This window comes from Streptomyces canus, from assembly GCF_041435015.1.
GTDB classification, from domain to species: Bacteria; Actinomycetota; Actinomycetes; order Streptomycetales; family Streptomycetaceae; genus Streptomyces; species Streptomyces canus_G.
In genome coordinates, this window is sequence record NZ_CP107989.1 from 1167335 (window position 1) to 1193632 (window position 26298).

The window sequence follows — 26298 nt, forward strand, 5'->3', positions numbered from 1 at the left end:
GAGGCCCCGTTGCTGTTCACATCCGTCGACGACGTCTCCGCACGCCTCGCCGAGACCGGCTACCTCGCCTCGCCCGCGGTCGCGACCACCGTCTTCCTCGCCGACCGCCTCGGCAAGCCGCTCCTGGTCGAGGGCCCCGCCGGGGTCGGCAAGACGGAGCTGGCCAAGGCGGTGGCCGAGGTCGCGCAGGCCCGGCTGGTCCGTTTGCAGTGCTACGAGGGTGTGGACGAGTCCCGGGCGTTGTACGAGTGGAACCACGCCAAGCAGCTCCTGCGGATCAGCGCGGGGCGCGACGAGACCTGGGACGAGGCGCGCACGGACATCTTCAGCGAGGAGTTCCTGCTCTCCCGGCCCCTGCTCACGGCGATCCGCGGCGACGAGCCCACGGTGCTGCTGATCGACGAGACCGACAAGGCGGACGTCGAGGTCGAGGGCCTGCTCCTCGAGGTGCTCAGCGACTTCCAGGTCACGGTCCCCGAGCTGGGCACGATCACCGCGTCCCGCCGCCCCTTCGTCGTCCTGACCTCCAACGCCAGCCGTGAACTGTCGGAGGCCCTGCGCCGCCGCTGCCTGTTCCTGCACATCGGGTTCCCCGAGGAGGAGCTGGAGCGGCGGATCGTACGGCTGAGGGTGCCTGGTCTGGACGAGGCGCTGGCGAAGTCCGTGGTCCGGGTCGTGGGGGCGCTCAGGGCCATGGACCTGCGCAAGGTGCCCTCGGTCGCGGAGACCATCGACTGGGCGCGGACGCTGCTCGCGCTCGGCGCGGACCATCTCGACGAGACGGTCGTACGGGACAGTCTGGGTGTGCTGCTCAAGCACCAGGACGACATCCTCAAGGCGGGGGCCAAGCTCGACCTGGACGCGGTGTGAGCACCGCCGAGCGGCTCACCTCCCTCGTCGGCGCCCTGCGCGCGCACGGTGTCCGGATCGGGACCGGCGAGACCGTGGACGCGGCCCAGGCCGTCGAGGCGCTGGGCCTCGCGGACCGGGAACGGCTGCGGGAGGGCCTGGCGGCGACCCTGCTGCACGGCACGGCCCAACGGCAGGTGTTCGACCCGGTCTTCGACCTGTACTTCCCACGGGGCGTCGGCGCGCCCGAAGAGACCTCCGGGGACCGGGACGACCTGCGCGAACGCCTCGCCAAGGCCCTCGCCGCGAACGACGAGACCCTGATGGCCCGGCTCGCGGTCGAGGCGGTCGACGGGTTCGGCGGGTACGGCAACTCCCCCGCGTCGGACGGCTGGTCGTCGTACCAGACCCTCGACCGGCTGCGCCCGCAGACGCTGCTCGCGCGCGTCCGCGACGACGTCCGGGGGCAGCAGGGCATGTCCGGGTTCACGGACCGACTACTGGAGGACGAGCTCCGGCGGCGCATCGAGGCGTTCCGCGTGCTGGTGGCGGCGGAGGCCCGGCGGCGGGTCGCCGAGCGGCGGGGCAGGGACGAGATCGCGCGGCGGGCGGTGGCCCCGACGACGGACCGGGTCGACTTCCTGTTCGCCGGGAAGGACCGGCTGGCCGAACTTCGGCGCACGGTACAGCCGTTGGCCCGCAAGCTCGCCACCCGGCTCGCGGCCCGTCGTCGCCGTGCCGCGCGGGGCAGTATCGATCTACGGCGGACTCTGCGCGGTTCCTTGTCCACGGGCGGGGTGCCGATGAAACCGGTACTGCGGCGGCGCAGGCCGGCCCGGCCCGAACTGGTGCTGCTGTGCGATGTGTCGGGCTCGGTGTCGGGGTTCTCGGACTTCACGATGCTGCTGGTGCAGGCGCTGCACGACCAGTTCAGCAAGGTGCGGGTGTTCGCCTTCGTCAACCGGCTCGACGAGATCACCCGGCTCCTCGAACACGGCGCGGCCGACCCGGAGGGGCTCGGCGCCCGCATCCGGGCCGAGGCCACACTGACGGGGTGGCACGGCAGCAGCGACTACGGCGTGGCGCTCGGCGAGTTCGCGTCGCTGTACGCGGATGCGCTGAGCCCGCGCACGACGGTGTTCGTACTCGGTGACGCCCGCACCAACATGAGCGACCCGAACCTGTCCGCCGTACAGGCGATCACCGAACGGGCGCGCCGCGTCTACTGGTTGAACCCGGAGGAGCGCGCGCAGTGGGGCACGGGCGACTCGGCCGCGTACGAGTACGCGGAGTCGGTGGAGATGCACGAGTGCCGCAATGTGCGGCAGCTCAGCGCACTGGTGGGACGGCTGCTGCCGATCTGACCCGAGACCGGCACCGACGAACTCACGCCCATGACCGCCGCCCACGCCGCCCCGCTCAGGATCGCCGCCCTCCACGAGGCGGCCGAGGCCATCCGGCATCTGGAGCTGGAACCGGTCCGGAACGGGTGCGCCTCACTTGCCCTTCGCGTAGTCCTTCGCCATGCCGCCCGCGAAGTCGTAGACCACGCACTGCTCGTCGCCGACCACCCAGGCATCGTGTCCGGGTGTCACCACGAAGATGTCGCCGGGACCCAATTCGCCCTCGCCGCCTTCGTCCATGGAGATGCGCATGCGGCCCTGGACCACATATCCGTTGTGGTGGACCTCGCAGCTCTTGGTGCCCGCGATGGGTGCCACGGACTCGGACCAGCGCCAGCCCGGTTCGAAGGTGCCCACGGCGAAGTCCAGTCCGCTCATGTGGACCGCTTCGAGGTGGCCACGCGGGAAATCGCGGCGCTCGTCCGGCTTGTCGAGCGTCTTCACCTCAAACATGACGGCTCTCCCTTCCGGCCGTGTTTCGGTACGGCCGGGGCCGGTCTCCGTCTCCCGCCCTTCCTGGACGGCACCGGCGGCGGCCGAGCCCCACCACTCCATCGTCCGCCTGTCCAGCCCGGCCTGCCATTCGAGTGACGAAGCCCGCTCTGGCCCCGTCCCCTCAGACCCCGCCCGCACAGAGCCGCGCGAAGCGCTCCGCGTCGACATTGCCACCGGAGACGATCACACCGATCCGGTCCGGGAGACCGCTCACCCGGCCGCCGAGCAGGGCGGCCAGCGGAGTGGCGCCACTCGGCTCGACGACGATCTTCAGCCGCTCGAAAGCGAACCGCATGGCTTCGCGGATCTCGTCGTCGGAGACCAGCACGATCTCGTCGACCAGCCGCCTGTTCACCGAGAAGGTCAGCTCGCCGGGCGTGTGCAGGGCCTGTCCGTCGGCGATGGTCTTCGGTACGGGAATGGCGATGCGCCGCCCCGCCTCCAGGGACCGCTTGGTGTCGTCGCCGGCCTCCGGTTCCACGCCGACCATGCGGATACCCGGGTGCAGCCCCTTGGCGGCGGTCGCGCTGCCCGCCATCAGTCCGCCGCCTCCGACCGGCGTGAGCAACGCACCCAACTCGCCCGTCTCCTGCAGGAGTTCGAGGGCGGCCGTGCCCTGTCCCGCCATCACGTGCGGGTGTTCGTACGGCGGAATGAGGGCCAGGCCCCGCTCGGCGGCCAGGGCCTCGGCGATGGCCTCGCGGTCGCCGGTGTAGCGGTCGTACGTGACGATCTCGGCGCCGTAGCCCTCGGTGGCCGCCCGCTTGGAGGGTGGGGCGTCCTCGGGCATGACGATCACCGCGGTGGTGCCGAGCTCGCGGGCGGCCAGGGCGACGGCCTGGGCGTGGTTCCCCGAGGAGTAGGCGGCGATGCCCCGGGTCAGTTGCTCCGGGGTCAGCCGGGAGGCCGCGTTGTAGGCGCCGCGGAACTTGAAGGCGCCGACCCGCTGGAAGTTCTCGCACTTGAGGAAGACCTCGGCGCCGACGAGCGCGTCGAGGGTCCGTGAGCGCAGCACCGGTGTGCGGTGCGCGACGCCCTTGAGCCGGGTGGCCGCGTCCTGGACGTCGTCCAGGGTGACCGGCGGGGTGGTGGTCGTCACGAGTGCCCTCCAGTGGTCGCCTGTTTCCGGGACTGGGAGAGGTAGCTGTAGGCGGAGGCGCGCGAGATCCCGAGCCGTCCTGCCACCTGCTCGATCGCCCGCCGGACCGCGAACACGCCCCGTTCGTCCAGGCTGCGGAACAGGTCCAGGCGCCCGGTGCGGTCGAGCAGCGCCCACGACTGATGCCGGTGCGCGTCGAGCATGACGTCGACGACGGAGTCGATGTCGTCGCCGAAGGTGGTGACGGGCCGCTCCTCCTCGGGGAGTGTGCCGGTCCCTGCCAGGGCTCCCAGCAAGGCGTGGACCTCGCTCGCCGCGGTGACGTCGACATTGACACACAGCGCACCGAAGACCGCGCCCGAGGAGTCCCGGAGCAGCATCGTCGACGACTTGACCAGTTTGCCGGCGTCGGTCCGGGTGACGTAGTTCAGCTCGTCGGCCGCCTCGTCGCCACGGGCGACCATCCGCAGGCCGATCTCGCTCATCGCCCCGCCGACTCTGCGCCCGGTCACCGAGCCGGCGATGGCCACCACCGAGTTCTCCGGCCTGCGGTAGTCGTGCAGCACCACCTCGCACACCGGCCCGAAGGTCGCCGCGATCCCGTCGACGACCGAGGTGAGCGCGGCGATGATCGCGTCCTGCTCGACCTCCATCACACCCTCCACTCAGCCAGTCTCCCTAGACTAGCAATCCAGCCACTGGACCACCAGTCCAATCGCTCGGCGCTTTCCGTCTTCTGTCCGCGGATCTTGACGGCTCGAATGTTACCGGTAACATCATTGCCCATGTCCTCGACGCTGGCGCCCGCGCGCACTCCGGTCTTCAGCCCGGCCGCCGTGGTCGCCTCCTGCGTCGGGTTCGTGCTCATCGGCGCGCTCCAGGCGCTGTACGGCCCGGCGATCCCCGCGTTCCGCGAGGAGTTCGGGTTGTCTCCCTCGGGAGCCGGACTCGGTCTCAGCGCCCATTTCGTCGGCGGGGTCGCCGGGGTCCTGCTGTTCGACCGGCTCTTCGGCGGGATCGGCAACCGGCGGATCCTGGGCGCCTCGTACCTGCTGATGGCGCTCGGCGCGGCGGGCTTCGCACTCGCGCCGAACTGGCCGAGCGCCCTGGCCGCGGCGCTGCTCGCCGGTCTCGGCTTCGGCGGCATCGACTACGGCCTGAACCAGCTGTTCGCGGTCGGCTTCGGCCACCGTTCCACCGCGATGCTGAACATTCTCAACGCACATTTCGGCGTGGGCGCGATCCTCGGTCCGGCGCTGATCGGCGTGGTGGGTGCCGGACACTATCCGGCGGTCTTCCTCGGCTTCGCGCTCGCCAACCTGCCGTTGCTGCTGTGCCTGAAGGGCGTACGGAACCGGGCGCCCCAGCCGTCCGGCACGGCTCCCGACTCCCCCGGCGTTCTCGGCCGCAGTCTGGCCTCGGTGCTCTGCGTGTTCGTCGCGCTCTACGTCCTGCACGTGGGCATCGAGGCGGGCGTCGGCGGCTGGGAACCCACCCATCTGCGGACCGTGGGATACGGCGCCGGCGTGGCCGCGACCGCCACCTCCGTCTACTGGCTGATGATGACGGTGGGCCGCTTCCTGGTCGCCCCGATCGCGCTGCGCTTCTCGGCACAGGCCATCATCACCGTGTCCTGCGCGGGGATGACGGTCTGTCTTTTGCTGGCGTCCGTACGGGAGTTGGCGCCGTACGCGTATGCCGGTGTCGGTCTGTTCATCGCGCCGATCTTCCCCACCGGCCTGCCCTGGCTGCACCGGGCCGCCCCCGGCGCCCGACGCGCCGGCGCGCTGGTCATCGCCGCCTCGATGATCGGCGGTGTGGCGGCGGGACCGGCGCTGGGCAAGGCCATCGAATGGTCCGGGATCCGGGCCGTTCCGCTGCTGCTGAGCGGTGTCTCCGCGCTGTGTCTCGCCGCCACGCTCTGGCTCATCCGCAGTACCCGAACCCGCTGAACTCCCCCTGACTCGAAGGGATGCCCCGCATGCCCGCTCTGACGACGTCCTCCGACGGTTTCCTCCTGCACGGCGAGCCGTTCCGGATCATCTCCGGAGCCATGCACTACTTCCGGATCCATCCCGACCAGTGGACCGACCGGCTGCGCAAGGCCCGTCTGATGGGCCTCAACACGATCGAGACGTATCTGCCGTGGAACCTCCACGAGCCCGAACCCGGCACCCTGGTCCTGGACGGCTTCCTCGATCTGCCCCGCTGGCTGCGCCTCGCCCAGGAGGAGGGTCTGCATGTCCTGCTGCGCCCGGGGCCGTTCATCTGCGCCGAGTGGGACGACGGTGGTCTGCCCGCCTCGCTGCTCGCGGACCCCGACATCCGGCTGCGCAGCAGCGACCCCCGCTTCACGGCGGCGTTCGACGGCTACCTCGACCGACTCCTGCCCGCACTGCGGCCGTTCATGGCCGGGCACGGCGGCCCGGTGATCGCCGTACAGGTGGAGAACGAGTACGGGGCGTACGGCGACGACACCGCGTATCTCAAGCACGTCCAGCAGGCGTTGCGGGACCGTGGCGTCGAGGAACTGCTGTACACATGCGACCAGGCCAACGCCGAGCACCTGGCGGCCGGCACCCTCCCGGGCACGCTCGCCACGGTCACCTTCGGCAGCCGGGTCGAGGAGAACCTGGCCGCGCTCCGCGCCCACCAGCCCCAAGGCCCGCTGATGTGCTCGGAGTTCTGGATCGGCTGGTTCGACCACTGGGGCGGCCCGCACCACGTACGGTCGGCCGCCGACGCCGCGGCCGACCTGGACCGGCTGCTGGCGGCGGGGGCCTCGGTCAACATCTACATGTTCCACGGCGGCACCAACTTCGGCTTCACCAACGGCGCCAACCACAAACACGCCTACGAGCCCACCGTCACGTCCTACGACTACGACGCCGCGCTCACCGAGAGCGGTGACCCCGGTCCCAAGTACCACGCTTTCCGCGCGGTGATCGCCCGCCACACGGCCACACCCGGCGAACCCGCGCCCTCACCGGCCCCCAAACTCCCGGTCACCGACGTCGAGTTGGATCACCGGGCGCCGCTGCTGCCGTACGTCCGCGGGCTGTCGTCGACGAACACCGAGGCCCCGGTGACGATGAACGAACTGGGTGCGCACACCGGTTACGTGCTCTACCGCACCACGCTTCCGGGCTCGGGCGACGGTCTGCTGCACTTCACGGGCGGGGTGGGCGACCGCGCCCAGGTCTTCGTGGACGGCGCCTCCGTCGGCGTCCTTGAGCGGGAACGGCACGACGAGACCCTGTCCGTGCGGGTGCCGCACGCCGGTGCCGTCCTCGAAGTCCTCGTGGAGAACATGGGCGGCGTCAACTACGGGCCGCGCATCGGGGCGCCCAAGGGGCTGCTCGGCCCGGTGTCCTTCCAGGGCGCCGAACTGCGCGGCTGGGAGTGCCGGGCCGTGCCCCTGGACCACCTGGCCGCCGTGCCGTTCGGCCCGTCCGAGGCGACCACGGACTCCGTACCCGCCTTCCACCGGGGCACCTTCGAGGTCGACACCCCGGCCGACACCTTCCTCGCCCTGCCCGGCTGGACCAAGGGCCAGGCCTGGGTCAACGGGTTCCATCTCGGCCGTTACTGGAACCGCGGTCCTCAGCACACCCTGTACGTCCCCGCGCCCGTCCTGCGCCCCGGCGCCAACGAACTGGTCCTGCTGGAGCTGCACGCCACCATCGGCACGCGCGCCCAGCTCACCGACACGCCCGACCTCGGACCGGAGATCGACTGATGTCCCACCCGCACCACCTGCGCCTGCCCTCCCCCGCCGGGCCTCCGCAGACCGGGCACCTGCCCTTCGCGGACGCCCCGGGGGTGCCCGACCCGATCGAGGTGACCAGCCGTTGGCTCACCCGTGGCGGCCGGCCGTGGTTCCCGGTCTCCGGTGAGTTCCACTACTCCCGCTACCCCGCCGGGGAGTGGGAGGAGGAGCTGCTGAAGATGAAGGCGGGCGGTGTCACCGCCGTCGCCAGTTACCTCATCTGGATCCACCATGAGGAGATCGAGGGCCGCGTCCGCTTCGACGGCGACCGTGACCTGCGCCGCTTCGCCGAGCTGTGCGCCCGCCACGACCTGGACTTCATCCCCCGCGTCGGCCCCTGGTCGCACGCGGAGGTCCGGAACGGCGGCCTGCCCGACTGGGTCCTGGCCCGGGACTGCGTGCCCCGCACCGATGATCCCGTGTACCTGGACGCCGTACGCCCCTGGTTCGCGGCGATCGCCGAGCAGTTGAGCGGCCTCGACCGGGCGCACGGCGGCCCGATCGTGGCGATCCAGATCGAGAACGAGCTCTACGACCAGCCCGGCCATCTGCTGACGCTGAAGCGGATGGCCCAGGAGGCCGGTCTGAGCGCACCCCTGTGGACCTCGACGGCCTGGGGCGGTGTCCGACTCCCGCCGGACGAACTGCTTCCGCTCTACGGCGGCTACACCGAGGCCTTCTGGACCGAGGCCGACGGCGGTTGGCCCGACACCTGCCGCAAGCACTTCTTCTTCACCCACCAGCGCGACGACGAGGGCATCGGATCCGACCTGCGCCCGGTCAGCGTGCGGGGCGGCGAGCCCGACGCCTTCGCGGACCGATTCCCCTGGGCCACCTGCGAGTTGGGCGGCGGCATGGCGGTGTCGTACCACCGTCGGCCGTATATCGATCCCGACGACATCGGCGCGCTCGGCCTCACCAAGATCGGCTGCGGCTCGGTGTGGCAGGGCTACTACATGTTCCACGGCGGCACGAACCCGGCGGGCGAGCTCAGCACCCTGCAGGAGTCGCACGCCAGCGGCTATCCGAACGACCTGCCCGTCCTCACGTACGACTTCCAGGCACCGCTCGGCGAGTACGGCCAGTATCGGCGGACGTACCACGAACTCCGGCTCCAGCACCTGCTGTTGGCCGACTTCGGACACCTGATCGCCCCCATGGAGTCGGCGCTGCCCGAGCGGCGGCCGGAGGGGCAGTTCGACCGGGACACCTTGCGCTGGGCGGTGCGTGGTGATGGCACCTCGGGGTTCCTGTTCGTCAACAACCACCAGCCGCACGAACAGCTCCCGGAGCACCCGGAGACCTCGTTCGCGGTCGAATTCCCGTCCAGTGGCGGCGAGTTGACCCTGCCCAGCGTTCCTGTCACGGTTCCGAGCGGCGCGTACTTCTGCTGGCCACTGCGTCTCGAGGTGGCCGGCCTGCGGCTGGAGTGGGCCACCGCCCAGCCGGTGTGCACGGTGGACGTCGACGGCCGTGCGGTCCTGGTGCTGGCCGCGACGGACGGTATCGCGCCCGAACTCGCCCTGGACACGGCCACGGTGTCGGCTCTGCGCACGCCCACCGGCGATGTCACCCCGGTCGGCGACCGGCTGCTGGTGACCGGGCTGCGTCCCGGCACCGACGCCCTGGTGGAGGTGGACACCGCCGACGGCGGGCGGGTCGGCCTGCTGGTGCTGGACGCGGCGACGGCCCGTACCGCCTACCGGGGCCCTGCATGGGGTGCCGAGCGGCTGGTGTTGTGCGGTGACGGTGTGGTCTTCGACCGGGACGAGGTACGGCTGCACGGTTCGGGGACGGCGACGTCGTTCGCCGCGCTGCCCGCACCCGAGCGGGCGCCCGTGGTGGAGGGGGTCACAGCGGAGGCGGTCACGGACGGGGTGTTCACCCGTTACGCCGTCCCGAAGGCGCCGGCCGGCGAGGTCTCCGCGGTGCAGGTCACCCTCGTCCGGGCCGCCGGGCCCGCCCCCGAGACCGTCACCGGGGTCCAGGGCCGGGCGAGTGCTCCCGCCGACAAGTACTTCGACACCGTGGCCGCCGAGTACCGCGTCGAGGTGCCGGACGCGCTGCCGCCCGGGACGCTGCTGCGGCTGCGCTGGAGCGGGGACGTGGGGCGGGCGTACGTGGGAGACACGCTCGTCGCCGACCAGTTCTGCGCGGGACGGGTCTGGGACATCGGCCTGGACCGGCTGCCCGCCGAGGCCCTGCGGGCCGAGGGTCTGCGGCTGCGGATACTGCCACTGCGTGCCGGGGCGCCGGTGCATCTGCCGGAGCAGGCGCGTGGCGAGCGGGAGACGGCCGCCGTCACCCACGCCGAGTGGATCACCCGGCGCACCTGGTCGGTCCGGGCGGGCTGACCTGCCCCGGAGCCCGATGCCGCCACCGGATCCTCGGGACCGGCCCGCCTATGCTGTGCTCCCGGGGCGGGCCGGGACCGCCGTACCACCGCCACCACACGTCGAGGAAACCGTCACCATGACCCCAAGCGCCGCCGAGGGAGCCGTCCCGAAGGGGCGCAGCCGACGCAACTTCGCCGGCTCGCGCCCGGTGATGGACGACGTGGCCCGGCTGGCCGGTGTCTCCAAGCAGACCGTCTCCCGTGTGCTCAACGAGCATCCGTCCGTCCGCCCCGAGACCCGCGAGGCGGTCCTGACGGCCATGCGGACCCTCGGCTACCGGCCCAGCCGCAGCGCCCGGTCGCTGGCCAGCGGGCGGACCCGGATGCTCGGGGTCATCACCTTCGACGCGGCGCGCTACGGACCGTCCGCGATCCTGACCGCGATCAACACCGCCGCCCAGGAGGCCGGTTATCTGCTCAGCTCCATCTCCCTGGACACGGCCGAGCACGACACGGTCGTCGAGGCCGTCGACCGGCTCTCGGCCGAGGGCGCGGACGGCGTGATCGCCATCGCCCCGCAGCTGTGGGTGGGCCACGCCCTGGCGGACACCCGGTTCGACACCCCGCTGGTGGTGCTGGAGAACGGTTTCGACCCGGAGACCGAGCGGCTCACCGGTGACTCCCGCAAGGGCGCCCGCAAGGCCACCGAGCATCTGCTGGGGCTCGGCCACCCGACCGTCTGGCACATCGCGGGGCCGAGCGGCTGGACCTCCGCAGACCACCGGTTGGCAAGCTGGCGCTCCACGCTGGAGGCGGCCGGAGCGCGGATCCCCGAGCCGTTGTTCGGCGACTGGAGCGCCGACTCCGGCTACCATCTGGGACGCCGACTGGCCCGGCGTACGGACGTCACCGCGGTGTTCGTGTCCAACGACCAGATGGCCCTAGGCGTCCTGCACGCCTTCCACGAGGCGGGGCGCTCGGTGCCGGGCGAGATCAGCGTGGTGGGCTACGACGACATCCCCGAGGCCGCGCATCTGCTGCCGCCGCTGACCACCGTGCGCACGGACTTCGCGGAGATCGGCACCCGGTCCCTGCGGCTCCTGCTGAGCCGGATCGACGACTCGGCAAGACCGCCGCACCCCGAGTCACTCGTCCCCGTCGACCTCGTGATCCGCGCGAGCAGCGGGGCGGTGCCGGGACACTGAGAGCCGTGTCCTGGCCTGACCCTTCAGTCGCGCGGGAACAGAGCCGGGGCACGACGTGTGAGCCACGCGCCGGCCAGGCCGATGGCGGCACCGGCGGCGACATCACTGGGGTAGTGGGCGCCCGACTGCACCCGTTCCACGGCCACCAGGGCGGTCGGCACCGCGCACAGCGCGCCCGCGGCCGGCCAGGTGGGGGCGGCGGTGAAGGCGACCGCGGCCGCCGTGTGCCCGGAGGGGAAGGAGGACGAGTCGGGGCGGTCGGCGACCTCGTCGTGCGGGATCCACTCCGCGGGCGGCCGGGGCCGGTCGGCCAGTTGCTTGCACAGGCCGTTCGACGCCAGTTGGGCGACCACCATGGCCACGAGTCCGGCGGCGGCCCTGCGGCCCCGCCACCCGCCCCGCCACGCCATCGCGGCGGCAGCAGCACACCACAGCTTGCTGCTCTCCGCGGACTCCTCCACCGCCGACAGCGCCTTGGCCACGCCCGGCGGGATCCGGGAAGCCGCCTGCTGTGTCAGAGCCCGATCGACCGTCACCCGCTGTGCGCCGGTCCCGAGTCGTCGAGCCGGCGCAGGTCCTGCTCGTCCCACGTCCTGGTGTCACGCGGCTCCGTGTAGGGCTCCTTGTCGGGCGGCAGGCCGCCGGCGATGGCCCGCTGCCGGACCGTCTCGGCGTCGAACTCCAGGCCCAGAAGAATCGCCAGGTTGCTGATCCACAGCCAGACCAGGAAGACGATGACACCGGCCATGGTGCCGTAGGTCTTGTTGTACGAGGCGAAGTTGGCGACGTAGAAAGCGAATCCCGCGGACGCGAGCAGCCAGATGACCAGGGCGAGGAAGCTGCCCGGTGTGATCCACCTGAACCCCTTCACCTTGGCGTTCGGCGTGCCCCAGTACAGGAGCGCGATCATGATCGTGACCAGGACCACCAGGACGGGCCACTTGGCGATCGACCACACCGTGAGGCCGGTGTCGCCGATCCCGATCGCCGTGCCCGCCTTGCGGGCCAGAGTGCCGGTGAAGACCACGATCAGGGCACTGACGACGGCGAGCACCATCAGGACGACCGTCAGGCCGACCCGCACCGGAAGGATCTTCCAGATCGGGCGGCCCTCCGGCATGTCGTAGACCCGGTTGGCCGCGCGCATGAACGCGGCCACGTACCCGGACGCCGACCACACCGCCAGGACGATGCCGACGATCGCCATGATCGATCCGACGCCCGCGTTGTTCTGCAGCTGCTCGACGGCTCCGGTGATGATGTCGCGGGCGGAACCCGGAGTGAACTGCTTGAGATTCCTGAGCACCGTGTCCGTGGCGGACTTGCCGGTCAGGCCGAGCAGCGACACCAGGACCAGCAGGGCCGGGAAGAGCGACAACAGGCCGTAGTACGTCAGCGCGGCGGCCCGGTCGGTGAGCTCGTCGTCCTTGAACTCCCGCAGGCTGCCGCGCAGCACCGCCCCCCAGGCCGGCTTCGGCAGCTGCGTGGGCGTGTCCGGCGCATGCCGCTCCACGGCGGGCCCGGGGCCCGCCTCCTCGGCCCGCGGGACCTCGCGTTCCGGAGCCTCGTCGCTGTCGTGGTGCTCTTTATGTCCAGGAAGATGCAGCTTCATGCCGGCCGGGTACCCCCGGACGCCGCCCCAATCAGGACGCCGATGCGGGAGTTCGCAGGCGTCCACGGCGATGGCGCCAACCACTTCCCTCAAACCTTACTTCATCCCTTGACGTAAGTGGTCCACACCTTTAGGTTCACGGGTCAGCCAGACACCTCGCGACACCCTCACCCCCCACGAAGGGCTCTGCGCATGCACACCCTCACGCGCCTTGGCAGATCCGGCGCCGCCATCCTCGTCACGGTGGCCGCCGCGTCCGTCCTGACCTCCCTCTCCACGCCCGCCGATGCCGCCACCGCGCTGCCCACCGGTTTTTCTACTGTCATGAACGCGGCAAGCGGACGGTGTCTGGACGCCAGGTCGGCCGGCACCGCCAACGGCACCGTCGTCCAGCAGTACGCGTGCAACAGCACCACGGCCCAGCAGTGGAGCTTCACCGCCACGAGCGACGGCTATGTCCGTATCGACAACCGCAACGACACCGGCCAGGTCGTGGACGTGGCCGACGTCTCCACCGCCGACAACGCTCCTGTGCACCTCTGGGCCTACGGCGGTGGCGCCAACCAGCAGTGGCTGCCCGTGCACGAGGGCGGCGGCGCCTATCACTTCGTCAACCGCAACAGCGGCAAGTGCCTCGACGATCCGGGTGCCTCGACCGCCGACAGCGCGCAGTTCGTGCAGTACACGTGCAACGGCAGCGCGGCCCAGCGCTTCCAGGTGGTCCCCGTGGCCCAGTCGGCCACCAACCCGGACCTGGGGCCCAACGTGGTCGTCTTCGACCCGTCGATGTCGTCCTCGACGATCCAGTCGCGGCTGAACTCGATCTTCCAGCAGCAGGAGACCAACCAGTTCGGCGCCCAGCGCTACGCCGTCCTGTTCAAGCCGGGCTCCTACACCGCGGATGCCGACGTCGGCTTCTACACCCAGGTCGCGGGGCTCGGACTGACCCCGGACGCCGTCACCATCAACGGCGCGGTGCACGCCGAGGCCGACTGGTTCCAGGGCAACGCGACGCAGAACTTCTGGCGTGGGGCCGAGAACCTGTCCGTCAACCCCACGAACGGCAGCGACCGTTGGGCCGTTTCGCAGGCGGCGGCATACCGCCGGATGCATCTGCGCGGCAACCTCGCCCTCGACGACAACGGCTGGTCCAGCGGTGGCCTGCTCGCCGACACGAAGATCGACGGTCAGGTCGACTCCGGCAGCCAGCAACAGTGGTTGACCCGCAACTCCCAGCTCGGCAGCTGGACCGGCGCCAACTGGAACATGGTCTTCGTCGGCAGCCAGGGCGTCCCCGGCACCAGCTTCCCCAACCCGCCCCACACCACGGTCGCGCAGTCCCCGGTGGGCCGGGAGAAGCCCTTCCTGTACGTCGACGGCGACGGCGCCTACAAGGTGTTCGTACCGTCCGTACGGTCCAACTCCACCGGCACCAGCTGGGCGAACGGCTCCCCCTCCGGCAGCTCCCTGTCCCTGGACACCTTCTACGTCGTCAAGCCGGGCGCGAGTGCCGCGGACATCAACGCGGCGCTGGCGGCGGGCAAGAACCTCCTGGTCACCCCCGGCGTGTACCACCTGAACCAGACGCTCCAGGTGAACCGCGCCGACACCGTCGTCCTCGGCCTCGGCCTCGCCACGTTCGTCCCGGACAACGGCGTCACCGCGATGAAGGTGGCCGACGTCGACGGCGTGAAGGTCGCGGGCGTCCTCTTCGACGCGGGCACCACCAACTCGCCCACCCTCATGGAGGTCGGGCCGACCGGCTCCTCCGCCTCCCACGCCGCGAACCCGACCTCCCTGCACGACGTGTACTTCCGCGTCGGCGGCGCGGGCGTCGGCAAGGCGACCACCAGCCTCGTGATCAACAGCGACAACGTCATCGGCGACCACATGTGGATCTGGCGCGCCGACCACGGCAGCGGTGTCGGCTGGACCACCAACACCGCGGACACGGGCCTGATCGTCAACGGCGACAACGTCACGGCCTACGGCCTGTTCGTCGAGCACTACCAGAAGTACCAGACCGTCTGGAACGGCAACGGCGGCCGCACGTACTTCTACCAGAACGAGATGCCGTACGACCCGCCCAACCAGGCGGCCTGGTCGAACGGTTCCACCCAGGGCTACGCCGCCTACAAGGTCGCCGACTCGGTCACCAGCCACCAGGCCTACGGCCTCGGCAGCTATTGCTACTTCAACGTCAACCCGGGCGTGGTCGCGGAACGGGCCATCGAGGCGCCCAACACCTCGGGCGTGCGCTTCCAGAGCATGGTGACGGTCTCCCTCGGCGGCACCGGCACGATCCGGCACGTCGTCAACGGCTCCGGTGGCCCGTCCAACTCCTCGACCAACGTGGCCAATCTGACCAACTACCCGTAGGGCTCCGTCCTTCGCCGCCCCTCCTCGACCGGGGGGCGGCCTCCTTCACCCCCCTCAAGGAGCGTGCTCACCCATGTCCGTATCCCTCCGCGGAGGTCGCTTCGCGGTCTTCCCCGTCCTCGCCGCCGTGCTCACCGCGCTGTTCACGGTGACGCCCGCACACGCCGCCTCCGGCACGATCACCGGCCTCGCCGGCAAGTGCGCCGACGTGGCGGGCGCGAGCACCGCCAACGGAACGGCCGTTCAGCTCTACGACTGCAACGGCACCGGCGCCCAGATCTGGTCCAACCCCGGTGACGGGACCCTGCGGGCGCTCGGCAAGTGTCTGGACATCGCCGACCGCAGCACCGCCGACGGGGCGGCCGTACAGCTGTGGGACTGTTCGGGCGGTGCCAACCAGCAGTGGGTGGTCTCCGGCGCACGCGACATCGTCAACCCGGCCGCGAACAAGTGCCTGGACGTCCGCGACAACAGCAGCGCCAACGGCGCCCGGCTGCAGATCTGGACCTGCGCCGGTACGGCCAACCAGAAGTGGAACGCGCCCGCGAGCGGAGGCGGCGGCACACCGTCCGGATTCGTCGTCACCGAGGCGCAGTTCAACCAGATGTTCCCGAACCGGAACTCCTTCTACACCTACAGCGGCCTGGTGGCGGCGCTGAGCGCCTACCCCGGATTCGCGACCACCGGCAGCGACACGGTGAAGAAGCAGGAGGCCGCGGCCTTCCTCGCCAACGTGAACCACGAGACCGGCGGCCTCGTCCACATCGTCGAGCAGAACACCGCCAACTACCCCACCTACTGCGACGGGAACCAGCCGTACGGCTGCCCGGCGGGCCAGGCCGCGTACTACGGGCGTGGCCCGATCCAGCTGTCCTGGAACTTCAACTACAAGGCCGCCGGCGACGCGTTGGGGCTCGACCTGCTCAACAACCCCTGGCTGGTGCAGAACGACTCCGCCGTGGCCTGGAAGACCGGCCTCTGGTACTGGAACACCCAGTCCGGCCCCGGCACCATGACCCCGCACAGCGCCATGGTCGACCAGGCCGGCTTCGGCCAGACGATCCGCAGCATCAACGGCTCCCTGGAGTGCGACGGGCGCAACCCGGCCCAGGTGCAGAGCCGCGTCGACGCCTACAACCGGTTCACGTCGATCCTCGGGGTCAGCCCCGGCGGCAACCTCTACTGCTGAACAGGGATACCCCGTGCGCAAGTTGAGACCCCTGGCCACATTTCTGGGCGCCCTGGCGCTCATCGTGGCGATCCCCGCGACCGCCCACGCGAACGTCCTGACTCTGCTGCCCCAGAACGCCGACGGTCTGGAGCAGACCTTCTCCCCCGCCTACGACTACGACGGCGACGGCTGCTACGCCACCGCCGCGATCGGCGCCGACGGCACGATCAATCCCGGGCTGAAGCTCGGCGGCGACGTCAACGGCAAGTGCCACGACTACGCCCAACTGGCCAACGCCAACACCTACTCACGGGCCAAGTGCGACAACGGCTGGTGTGCCGTGATGTACGCAAGCTCTTCGAGAAGGACCAGGCGACCCTGGGTCCGGCGGCCATCGGGCACACCCACGACTGGGAGCACGTCGTGGTGTGGGTCCTCGGCGGTGGAGTCCACGGACACGGCCCAGCCGACGTCTTCGTCCGCGTCGGCCTGAGCCATCAGGGCGGTGAACACCCGCTCCCACGTGCCGTCGACGGCCCACATCCGCAGCCGGTTGTAGACGCCCCGCCAGTTACCGCACTTCTCCGGCAGATGCACCCACTGGGTACCGGTCTGGAACTTGAAGGCGATCGCGTCGATCACCTCACGATGGTCCCGCCAGCGGCCACCCCGCTTCGGCGTCCGGTCCGGGAGCAACGGCTCGATCCGCGCCCACTGCGCGTCAGCCAACGGCACACCCGGACCTACGAGCGACCGATCCAAACGAAATGGCCTAGCGCACACCTCAGCCAGCTCGACAGGCCGCCTCCGACCGAGCGCAGTGGCACACCGTCGGCAACGGCAAGAAGAAACCCCGCATTTGTACTTCCGAGCGCACCGACGCCTGGAAGTCCGCTACAGACCGACCCCGGACCCATTTGACGCCCGGAATGCCCGGAAACTGGTCTGCGGAAACGCAGAGCAGCAGATGTGTCAGGCCGGACGCCGGGGACTCCTGGAGCTCCTTTCTTGATCGGCGGATCACCAAGCCGGCCTCGATGAGGTCGTTGTCGGGAGCCGACGGTTCGGGCAGTTGCCCCATCCCCGTGCGCATCAGTCGAAGGCGCGGGCCGCCCCGGAGACGAGCTCGGACCGTACAGCGTCGCCACCATGGTCAATCACTTCCCGGCTGCAGGCCCGCAGAAGGACGGCGAAGGCCCCCACCTCTCCTACGGCAAGGAGCACGTCGCGCAGGACGCCGGCCCCACAAGCCCACGTCCGGGAGGAACAAGCCCAGGTCAACCTCCATGGCGTTCTGCTGATCACCAAGGAGGAACCAGAACAGTCGTTGGCAGCGCAGGTGAGCGCCTCCCCCCATCACGGGCTGGCAGCCGGAGAAAGTCGACGACGACGCCCAGTCCACCGAGATCGGGCAGTTCCCCAGCGGCCGCGCCCTGTACGACCCGCACCCCGGCGAACTCGGCGCGCACGCCTCGGTGATCCGCTTGAAGGAGATCCCCGCCTCGCGAGCCCTCGCCAAGAGCACGGCGAAGTCCCACTCGTGCAGGGCCCGGACGAATGCGGAGTCGGCCAGCAGATGGGCGGCACTTGGGCGGGTGACGGCGGTAAGTCGTCCACAAGTCCCCCTGAAGAGGACTGCCCGGAACGGGTCTCCGGTCTCCGGAAGGATCGCTTCATCGAACCGGTTCGGAGGAACCTAACAGCGAGGAAAGCTCTCAGCAATATCTGCAGCGCGTCCAGAGTCTGCTGATCATCAGGGTTACAGCACTGTTTCGAGAAGTTTCGCCGCAGGCGTTGACAACCCTCTAGGTCGTTCCTATCTTCGCTTCACCGAACCGGTTCGACGACTGGTGATCGTTGACTCTTCACCGCAGTACCCACTCCCCGTACCTACACGGCCGGACGGTCCGTTTTCACGGAACATCGAATCGGTTCGAGCAAGGAGTCGCCGTGAACATCGGTGAGATCGCCCGGCGGGCCGGTGTCTCGCGCAGCACCGTGTCCTACGCACTGAGCGGCAAGCGCCCGGTGTCGGAGGACACGCGCCGGAAGATCCAGCAGGTCGTCGACGAACTGGGCTACCAGCCCAGCGCCAGCGCCCGCGCCCTGGCCAACGGGCGGACCAGCACCATCGGCCTGGTCTTTCCGCCGGCCGGGAACCACTACACGGGGATGCAGCTGGACTTCATCGGCAGCGTGGTGGAGGCCGCCGCGGCCTACGACTACGACGTGCTGCTGTCGCCCAGCGGCGTGGACAGCGACCGCTCGTTCCAGCGGCTGCTGGGCGAACGGCGGGTCGACGGCGCGATCCTGATGGAGATCAGGCTGGAGGACGACCGGATCGATCACCTGGCCGACCTGGACTTCCCCGCCATCGCCATCGGCCGCACCGCCCACCCGGAAAGCGGCTGGTGGGTCGGCCTGGACCACACCGCGCTCGCCGCGGCGTGCGTGCACCACCTGGCGGACCTCGGCCACAGCCGAATCGCCCTCGTCAACCGCCCCGAGCAGCTGCTGCGGGCCGGCTACGAGTCCGCCCACCGGGGGCTGGAGGGCTTCACCAAGGCCGCGGCCGAACGCGGGCTGACGGTGCGGACGTACTGCTGCGGGGACGACGCCGCCTCCGGCCAGGCATGCCTGGAGCGGATCCTGCATGCCGATCCGGCCACCACAGCCGTGGTCACGCTGAACGAGGCCGCGCTCGGTGGCCTCTACCGGGGGCTTGCCCAGGCGGGCCGCCACGTGCCGCGCGACTTCTCCGTCACCGGAGTCGTGGCCGGCCGGTGGGCGGAGACGGTGACCCCGCAGCTCACCGCAGCCGACGTACCAGCGGAAGAAATGGGCCGTCTCGCCGTCGAACTGCTGGTGGAGCGGCTCGGCAGTCCCGGCACTGTGGCCCGGCACCATCTCCTGACGCCGCCGATCTCCCTGCGGGCGAGTACAGGGCCCGCACGCGCCACACCTCCCACGCTCGACGGGCCCGCCAGCACCCTCTGACCCTCCACGCACACCGCCCCACACCACCCGACGACCGAACTGGTCAGCGGCGCCGTTCTCCGTGCCCGCCTCTCCTCCCTGCCCCGTGCCCTCGGCACCCGTATGCCGAAAAACAAAGGAACCCTGCAATGAACAGCTCCTCCAGACACCGCCGTCTCACCGCCGCGGCCCTGACCGTCCTGACCGTGGCCGCCGGTGCCACCGCCTGCGGCTCCGGCTCCGGCAGCAGCGGCACCCACAGCGCCGGCAGCGGCACGTACACCATCTGGGACCCCTACCCGCAGTTCGACAAGACCTCAGCCTGGGCCCAGGTGCTGGACACCTGCGGCAAGGGCGCCGGCGTGAAGATCAAGCGGACTGCCTTCGACACCAGTGACCTCACGAACAAGGCGCTGCTCGCGGCGCAGCAGGGCAACTCCCCGGACGTGCTGATCGTCGACAACCCCGTGGTGTCGACGCTGGCGGAAGCGGGCGTGCTCACCACAACCGACGACAACAAGATCGACACCTCGAAGGTCGACCCCAACCTCCTGGCGGCCGGCCAGTCGAGCGGCAAGACGTACGGCACCCCGATCGGCGCCAACACCCTGGCCCTCTACTACAACAAGAAGGTCCTGAAGGCCGCCGGCGTCGACATCGCCTCGATCAAGGACTGGAAGTCGCTGACCGCGGCACTCGCCAAGGTCAAGCAGGCGGGGAAGAAGGGCATCACGTTCTCGGCGATCGGCACCGAGGAGGGCAGCTTCCAGTTCCTGCCCTGGTTCTGGGGCGCGGGTGCGAAGCTGACCGAGCTCGACTCGCCTCAGGGCGTCACGGCGCTGTCGCTGTGGAAGAACTGGCTGACGAAGGGCTACGCGCCCAACTCGGTCATCAACAACACCCAGACCACCAGCTGGCAGGAGTTCGCGAGCGGCGACTACGCGTTCGCCGAGAACGGCACCTGGCAGCTCGCAGCCGCCGACAAGGGCGGCCTCGACTACGGCGTCCTGCCCATACCCGCCGCCGCGGGAGGCAACGCCTCCGCCCCCACCGGCGGCGAGTTCGTCACCGTCCCGGTCCAGGACGACACCGGCCGCTACACCACCTCGCAGAAGCTGGTCTCCTGCCTGACCGGCGACGAGAACCTGAACTTCACCGACAAAACGCTGTCCTACGTGGCGCCCACTAGCACCGTCCAGGCCATGGAGAAGGCGGCCAACCCGGAGCTGACGCCGTGGATCGCGGCGGTCAAGGCGGCCAAGGGACGCACCAGCGACGACCTGGGCACCAAGTACCCGAAGATCTCCGAGCAGATGTGGAAGGCCGTCCAGTCCGCCCTCAGCGGGTCCCAGTCACCCAAGGACGCGATGGTCGCGGCCCAGGCCGCCGCCGCCAAGTAGCAAGGACTCCCGGCCCCAGATGAACCGCACCACGCACCTGCCGGACCGGCAGCCGGTGCGCGATCGGAACGGGGCGGCCACCGCCGCCCCGCCCCCGGCCCGCGCAACCGACCGGCCGCGCCGCCCCGTCTCCCCGCAGTGGGCCGCCTGGGCCTTCCTGGCCCCGGTGACCCTCTACCTCGTCCTGTTCTACGCCTATCCGCTGTACCGCAACCTCGACCTGAGCCTGCGCCACTACACCGTGCGCTCGTTCGTGCGGGGCGATGCCCCGTTCACCGGCCTGGCGAACTACCGGACGGTCTTCGACGACCCGACCTTCGCCCCGGCCCTGCTGCACACGGTGGTGTTCACCGGCGTGTGCCTGGTCTTCCAGTACAGCATCGGCCTGGCGCTGGCCGTCTTCTTCCACCAGCACTTCCGGCTCTCCGCCACCCTGCGGGCGCTGTTCCTGGTGCCGTGGCTGCTGCCGCTGATCGTGTCCGCGTCGACCTGGTCGTGGATGCTCAACAGTGACTCCGGCATCGTCAACGCCGTCCTGCACGCCATCGGGATCGGCCCGGTGAACTGGCTGACCTCGCCGTCCTGGTCGCTGACCTCGGTGATCATCGCGAACATCTGGATCGGCGTCCCCTTCAACCTGGTCGTCCTCTACAGCGGCCTGCAGTCCATCCCCGGCAGCCTGTACGAGGCGGCGGCCATCGACGGCGCGGGCTCCTGGCGGCGCTTCTGGAGCATCACCTTCCCGCTGCTGCGCCCGGTCTCCGCCATCACCCTGCTGCTGGGCCTGGTCTACACACTCAAGGTCTTCGACATCATCTGGATCATGACCAAGGGCGGTCCGGCCGACTCGTCCACCACCTTCGCCACCTGGTCCTACCAGCTCGGCTTCGGCAACCTGCTGCCCGCCTTCGGCCCCGGCGCCGCCGTCGGCAACCTGCTGGTGGTCGCCGCCCTGGTCTTCGGCCTGGTCTACGTGCGGGTCCAGCGAAAGCAGGCGCTGTCATGAGAACACGGCTGAAGACCGTCCTTGGCCTGCTGCTGACCGGGATCATGCTCTTCCCGGTGTACTGGATGCTCAACGTGTCCCTCACCCGCGACCAGGACATGCGCAAGAGCCCACCGGACCTGTTCCCCTCCCACGTCACCCTGGAGGGCTACCGGGCCGTCGTCGACCAGCAGTTGCCCTACCTCGGCACCAGCCTCGTCATCGGTCTGGGCACCGTCGCCCTGACCGTGGCGCTGGCCGCCCCCGCCGGCTATGCGCTGGCCAAGCTGCGCCCGCGCGGCGGCGGAATCATGAGCTTCGTCCTGCTGGCCGCCCAGATGATCCCCGGGATCATCATGGCGATGGGCTTCTACGCCATCTACCTCCAACTCGGCCTGCTCCAGACCGTTCCCGGCCTGATCGTCGCCGACTCCACCCTGGCCGTCCCCTTCGCCGTCCTCATCTTCACCGCGTTCATGTCCGGCATCCCCGGCGAACTCCTCCAGGCCGCGAAGACGGACGGCGCGGGACCCCTGCGCACCTTCCGGTCCATCGTGCTGCCGATGAGCCGCAACGCCGTCGTCACGGTGTCCCTGTTCGCGTTCCTGTGGTCCTGGTCCGACTTCATCTTCGCCAGCACCCTGGTCAACGGCGGGACGCACGAGCCGATCACCCTGGGCATCTACCACTACATCGGCAACAACAACCAGCAGTGGAACGCCATCATGGCCACCGCCGTCGTGGCCTCCCTGCCCGCCGCGGTCATCCTCGTCCTCGCCCAGCGCTACGTCGCCGCCGGCGTGACCGCCGGCGCCGTCAAGGACTGACACCTGAGGCGCCCGTCGTACGGCAGCGCTCCGCACGAGCCGCCGCGCGAGCAAGACGGCGCCCGACCCGGCCGACCGCCGACCACTTCGTCCAAGAAATGAGTGCCGCCGTCATGAGCGCAGCCCCGCCCGGGCCGGCCTTCTCCGTCCACGATGTCCCCTTCAGCACATACGGGTCCTGGTTCGGCATCTCCCCCGTGCTCGCAGAGAAGACGCGCGCCGAGGACCTCCACCTCGTCTCCCACCAGAACGGCATGCACGCCGTCCTGAGCCTCGTGCCCCTCGACCCCGCGACGGGCGAGCGGGCCGAGACCCTGGTCGAGGCCACACCGGGCCTGCTCAGCTGGACCGGGAAAGGCGGGCGCGTCGGCCTCGCTTACGAGTCGCCCAACACCGTACGCGTGTACGGAGAAAGGCTGGGGCTGCGCGTCACCGCGGCGGCGCGGACCCTAACCCCCTTCAGCGGGACCTACTTCTACCGCGACCCGGTGGACGACGCCCACATCTTCACCTCCTACGAGACCGGCCGCCGCTACCGGATCACCGTGTTGTCCGGCACGGTCGCCGAGGTGTCCGGTGCTCAGACCCTGGGCGCCGATGACCGCGGTCTCATGGTCACCGCCTCCACCGACGGATCGTGGGAGGTCGCGGTCGAGGAACTCGACAGTGCGCGGCAGCCCTACCGCCCGTCGGCGGCGTTCGGCGAGGTCGTGCAGGCCGCGCGGCAGTCGTTCGCCGAGTTCGTCAACGCGGTCGCCCCGTGGCGTTCGTCCGACACCCCTGCGGCCGAACTCGCCGCCTACGTGGTCTGGTCGGCGACCGTACGCCCGGCCGGTCTGGTCACCCGGCCCGCGGTGCTGATGTCCAAGCACTGGATGGACAAGGTCTGGAGCTGGGACCACTGCTTCAACGCCCTCGCCCTGGCCCCGGGGCACCCGCAGCTGGCCTGGGACCAGTTCTCCCTGCCCTTCGACCACCAGGACGAGACAGGCGCTCTGCCCGACTCCGTCACCCACTCCGAGGTCCTGTACAACTTCGTCAAACCGCCCATCCACGGCTGGGCCCTCGGCCACCTGCGCCGCCGACTGCCGAAGCCCCCCAGCCGCGCCCAACTGGCCGACGTCTACGCACGGTTGGCGCGCTGGACGGACTTCTGGCTCACCGCCCGGTGCGCACCCGGCGCCGATCTGCCGCACTATCAGCACGGCAACGACAGCGGCTGGGACAACGCCACCACCTTCGACCCCGAACGCGTCGTCGTCACCGCGGACCTGGCCGCCTTCCTCACCCTCCAACTGCGCGAACTCGCCGATCTGGCGGACGAGTTGGAGCAACCGGACGACGCCCGCCGATGGACGCGCACGGCCGACGCGACGCAGGCCGCGATGCTCGACACGCTGTGGACCGGCGACCGGTTCGTCGCCCGCTCGGCCGACGGCTCGGACACCTGGAGCAGCGCCAGCCTCCTCGACCTGATGCCCATCGCGCTGGGCGAGTGTCTGCCCGAGGACATCAGCGCCGTACTGGCCCGCCGGATCGAGGCCCATCTGACCCCGTACGGCCTGGCCACGGAGCTGCCGGACTCGCCGCACTACCTCGCCGACGGCTACTGGCGCGGCCCGATCTGGGCCCCCGCCACGGTCCTCGTCGAGGACGGCCTGCGGCGCGGCGGCCACCACCGGCTGGCGGACGAGATCAGCGCCCGCTTCCGCGCCCTGTGCGAGAAGCACGGCTTCGCCGAGAACTTCGACGCCCTCACTGGCACCGGTCTGCGCGACCGCGCCTACACCTGGACCGCCAGCAGCTACCTCCTACTCGCCGAAGCACACGTCCACCGTCACTCATCCAGGAGCCGCACATGAACTCGCCTTGGACACCCAGGACTCCCCGGACACTTCCCGGTACCCGAAACCGCACGGGCCGCCGAGCGGCGTCCTGCCTCGCGGCCCTCACGGCCGCGGTGGCCACCACGCTGCTGCCCGCGACCCCGTCGCAGGCCGCCGACACCAGTGTCACCGTCGACTTCGCCACCGCCGGCGGCGCTCCCACGTACCACGCCTCCGGGATGATCTACGGGATGACGCCAAACGGCTCACTCCCGCAGGACCACTTCTTCAAGGACATCAAGTGGCACTTCATGCGGGCCGGCGGCGCACAGCTCAACAGCGGCGGCTACGCCACCAGCCTCGCCGACTACCAGACCCGCTGGAACTCGACCCTGGCCCAGTACAAGCGGACCGTCGCCCTCGGCGGCACCTTCGAGCTGCTCCCGCACGACCTGTGGGGTGCGGACGGAACCACCAGCCAGGGCTGGCCCGGCGACAACGGTGACTGGACGCAGTTCGACAACTTCGTCACCCAGCTCATCAACGACGTCAAGGCCAACAACATGACGGTCCAGTGGGACCTGTGGAACGAGCCCGACGGCGCAGGCTTCTGGGGTCGGTCACAGACCCAGTATCTGCAGATGTGGTCACGCTTCCACGCCCGGGTCCGCGCCGCGTTCCCCGGCCAGCTGATCGTCGGCCCCAGCATCGCCGGCCAGCCCAACTCCTCCAACACCTGGTGGACCACCTACCTGAACTACGTCAAGGCCAACAACGTCGCCCCGGACATCTACAGCTGGCACGACGAGCCCGGTGACCCGGTCACCGATGTCGGCCGTGCCAACTCGACGATCTCCGCGGCCGGCCTGACGAACACCCGGCCGTACGAGATCAACGAGTACGCGACGGCGTCCATGCAGTCCCCGGGCGGCGGTGCCTGGTTCATCGGCCGCCTGGAGCGGGCCGGCGCCGACGGCCTGCGCGGCAACTGGGCCTCCGGCACCCACCTGCACGACTACGAGGCGGCGCTGCTCACCAAGAACAGCGTCGGCCAGTACCTGCCGCTGGGCGAATGGTTCATGTACCGCTACTACGGCTCGCAGACCGGCAACATCGTGAACCTGGTCCCGGGCACCGGCACCGACGGCCTGGCCACCAAGGACAACACCGCCAAGAATGCCAAGGTGCTGCTCGGCAGCAGCGGCAACACCGGCAACGTCACCGTCAACCTGACCGGCCTGAACACCACGTCGGTGGTGGAAAGCGGCAAGGTCCGCGCGGTGGTCCAGCGCATCCCATACAACGGCGGAGCCGCCGTCGCCGGACCGACGACCGTCTCCGACACGACCCTGACGGTCAGCAACAACGCGGCCGCTGTGTCCCTCCCGTGGACGAACGCCAAGGACGGCTACACCGTCACCCTGCTGCCTCCGTCCAACACCACCATCTCCACCGTGGCCGTCAGCCAGAACAGCGGCCAGTGCCTGGACGACACCAACCTCAGCACCGCCAACGGCACGCAGTACCAGCAGTACTACTGCGAGGGCGGCTACCAGCAGATGCTCGACCTCAAGCCGGTGAGCGGCAAGACCAACACGTACACCGTCGTCAACGAGCTCAGCGGCAAGTGCCTGGACGTATCCCAGGCCTCCACGGCCGACGGCGCCGCCGTCACCCAGTACACCTGCAACGGCGCCACCAACCAGCAGTTCACACTCAACCCCGTTACCGCGCTCGGCAACAGTCAGGACTACCAGCTGGTCGCCGTCCACAGCGGCAAGTGCGTCGACGTCAGCAACGTCTCGACCACGGCCGGCGCCCAAATCCACCAGTGGACCTGCGATCCCGCGAGCGCACTGGCCACCAAGAAGAACCAGATCTGGCGCCTCCTCGGCAAGAGCTGACGACCGACGACTCGCGCGACTTCGCGCGAGCACCCACACGTCCGGCACGGGGGCCGGCGCAGC

General features: G+C 70.1%; 19 protein-coding genes and 2 pseudogenes. 15 read left to right on the forward strand and 6 right to left on the reverse strand.

Features of this window, described 5'->3' with window-relative positions; translation table 11 throughout:
- Nucleotides 1-12: 12 nt before the first annotated feature.
- Together OG841_RS05520 and OG841_RS05525 are read left to right on the forward strand one after the other, a co-directional pair.
- Nucleotides 13-870, forward strand: a complete 858-nt coding sequence (locus OG841_RS05520) for an AAA family ATPase (protein WP_266394630.1) — start codon at nucleotides 13-15, stop codon at nucleotides 868-870.
- Nucleotides 867-2213, forward strand: coding sequence for a vWA domain-containing protein (locus OG841_RS05525; RefSeq protein ID WP_365120240.1), 1347 nt, complete (start codon nucleotides 867-869; stop codon nucleotides 2211-2213). The genes OG841_RS05520 and OG841_RS05525 overlap by 4 nt, the downstream gene beginning before the upstream one ends.
- Nucleotides 2214-2345: 132 nt before the next feature.
- Here the strand turns inward: OG841_RS05525 and OG841_RS05530 are convergent, their stop codons facing one another.
- The 3 genes from OG841_RS05530 to OG841_RS05540 form a co-directional block, all read right to left on the reverse strand.
- A complete protein-coding gene (locus tag OG841_RS05530) occupies nucleotides 2346-2705 on the reverse strand; it encodes a cupin domain-containing protein (protein ID WP_328642507.1) in 360 nt (119 codons plus the stop codon).
- Between the two features lie 163 nt (nucleotides 2706-2868).
- Entirely contained in the window at nucleotides 2869-3846 is a 978-nt protein-coding gene (locus OG841_RS05535; RefSeq protein ID WP_328642506.1) for a threo-3-hydroxy-L-aspartate ammonia-lyase, read from the reverse strand.
- Complete coding sequence (locus tag OG841_RS05540; protein ID WP_365120243.1) at nucleotides 3843-4499, reverse strand: helix-turn-helix transcriptional regulator; 657 nt, start codon at nucleotides 4497-4499, stop codon at nucleotides 3843-3845. The genes OG841_RS05535 and OG841_RS05540 overlap by 4 nt, the downstream gene beginning before the upstream one ends.
- A 132-nt stretch (nucleotides 4500-4631) precedes the next feature.
- Here OG841_RS05540 and OG841_RS05545 point away from each other — a divergent pair, with 132 nt between their 5' ends.
- The 4 genes from OG841_RS05545 (at nucleotide 4632) to OG841_RS05560 (ending at nucleotide 11155) form a co-directional block, all read left to right on the forward strand.
- The gene (locus OG841_RS05545) at nucleotides 4632-5798 is read left to right on the forward strand and encodes an MFS transporter (protein WP_328642504.1); all 1167 of its coding nucleotides are present in this window, start codon (nucleotides 4632-4634) and stop codon (nucleotides 5796-5798) included.
- A 29-nt stretch (nucleotides 5799-5827) separates the two neighbouring features.
- Nucleotides 5828-7585, forward strand: coding sequence for a beta-galactosidase (locus tag OG841_RS05550; RefSeq protein WP_365120246.1), 1758 nt, complete (start codon nucleotides 5828-5830; stop codon nucleotides 7583-7585).
- Nucleotides 7585-9969, forward strand: a complete 2385-nt coding sequence (locus tag OG841_RS05555; RefSeq protein ID WP_371563813.1) for a beta-galactosidase — start codon at nucleotides 7585-7587, stop codon at nucleotides 9967-9969. The genes OG841_RS05550 and OG841_RS05555 overlap by 1 nt, the downstream gene beginning before the upstream one ends.
- 118 nt (nucleotides 9970-10087) lie before the next feature.
- Nucleotides 10088-11155, forward strand: coding sequence for a LacI family DNA-binding transcriptional regulator (locus OG841_RS05560; protein WP_328642501.1), 1068 nt, complete (start codon nucleotides 10088-10090; stop codon nucleotides 11153-11155).
- A gap of 23 nt (nucleotides 11156-11178) precedes the next feature.
- On the opposite strand, the gene OG841_RS05565 is transcribed toward OG841_RS05560, so the two are convergent.
- A complete protein-coding gene (locus OG841_RS05565; protein WP_371563816.1) occupies nucleotides 11179-11637 on the reverse strand; it encodes a phosphatase PAP2 family protein in 459 nt (152 codons plus the stop codon).
- A 50-nt stretch (nucleotides 11638-11687) separates the two neighbouring features.
- Nucleotides 11688-12767 carry a YihY/virulence factor BrkB family protein gene (locus OG841_RS05570; RefSeq protein ID WP_328642499.1) on the reverse strand — a complete coding sequence of 360 codons (1080 nt, stop codon included), beginning with the start codon at nucleotides 12765-12767 and terminating at the stop codon, nucleotides 11688-11690.
- A gap of 192 nt (nucleotides 12768-12959) precedes the next feature.
- Here OG841_RS05570 and OG841_RS05575 point away from each other — a divergent pair, with 192 nt between their 5' ends.
- The 3 genes and pseudogenes from OG841_RS05575 to OG841_RS05585 form a co-directional block, all read left to right on the forward strand.
- Entirely contained in the window at nucleotides 12960-15146 is a 2187-nt protein-coding gene (locus tag OG841_RS05575; RefSeq protein ID WP_371563818.1) for an RICIN domain-containing protein, read from the forward strand.
- 73 nt (nucleotides 15147-15219) lie between these two features.
- On the forward strand, nucleotides 15220-16335 hold the full coding sequence (locus tag OG841_RS05580) for a glycoside hydrolase family 19 protein (protein ID WP_371563820.1): 1116 nt from the start codon (nucleotides 15220-15222) through the stop codon (nucleotides 16333-16335).
- Nucleotides 16336-16348: 13 nt separating this feature from the next.
- Nucleotides 16349-16753 (forward strand): annotated as a pseudogene (locus OG841_RS05585) (NPP1 family protein); the annotation flags it as partial.
- An 83-nt stretch (nucleotides 16754-16836) separates the two neighbouring features.
- Here the strand turns inward: OG841_RS05585 and OG841_RS05590 are convergent.
- Nucleotides 16837-17100: pseudogene (locus tag OG841_RS05590) on the reverse strand (transposase); the annotation flags it as partial.
- Nucleotides 17101-18267: 1167 nt separating this feature from the next.
- On the opposite strand from OG841_RS05590, the gene OG841_RS05595 reads away from it, so the two are divergent.
- The 6 genes from OG841_RS05595 (at nucleotide 18268) to OG841_RS05620 (ending at nucleotide 26235) form a co-directional block, all read left to right on the forward strand.
- Nucleotides 18268-19314 (forward strand): LacI family DNA-binding transcriptional regulator, encoded by a 1047-nt coding sequence (locus OG841_RS05595; RefSeq protein ID WP_328642496.1) that lies wholly within the window; start codon nucleotides 18268-18270, stop codon nucleotides 19312-19314.
- A 128-nt stretch (nucleotides 19315-19442) separates the two neighbouring features.
- Complete coding sequence (locus OG841_RS05600; RefSeq protein WP_371563823.1) at nucleotides 19443-20693, forward strand: sugar ABC transporter substrate-binding protein; 1251 nt, start codon at nucleotides 19443-19445, stop codon at nucleotides 20691-20693.
- A 19-nt stretch (nucleotides 20694-20712) separates the two neighbouring features.
- Nucleotides 20713-21699 (forward strand): carbohydrate ABC transporter permease, encoded by a 987-nt coding sequence (locus tag OG841_RS05605; RefSeq protein WP_328642494.1) that lies wholly within the window; start codon nucleotides 20713-20715, stop codon nucleotides 21697-21699.
- Nucleotides 21696-22505 (forward strand): carbohydrate ABC transporter permease, encoded by an 810-nt coding sequence (locus OG841_RS05610; protein ID WP_371563825.1) that lies wholly within the window; start codon nucleotides 21696-21698, stop codon nucleotides 22503-22505. Before OG841_RS05605 ends, OG841_RS05610 begins: the two co-directional genes overlap by 4 nt.
- Before the next feature lie 113 nt (nucleotides 22506-22618).
- Nucleotides 22619-24367, forward strand: coding sequence for an amylo-alpha-1,6-glucosidase (locus OG841_RS05615; protein WP_371563827.1), 1749 nt, complete (start codon nucleotides 22619-22621; stop codon nucleotides 24365-24367).
- Nucleotides 24364-26235, forward strand: coding sequence for an RICIN domain-containing protein (locus tag OG841_RS05620; protein WP_371563829.1), 1872 nt, complete (start codon nucleotides 24364-24366; stop codon nucleotides 26233-26235). Before OG841_RS05615 ends, OG841_RS05620 begins: the two co-directional genes overlap by 4 nt.
- Nucleotides 26236-26298 lie beyond the last annotated feature (63 nt).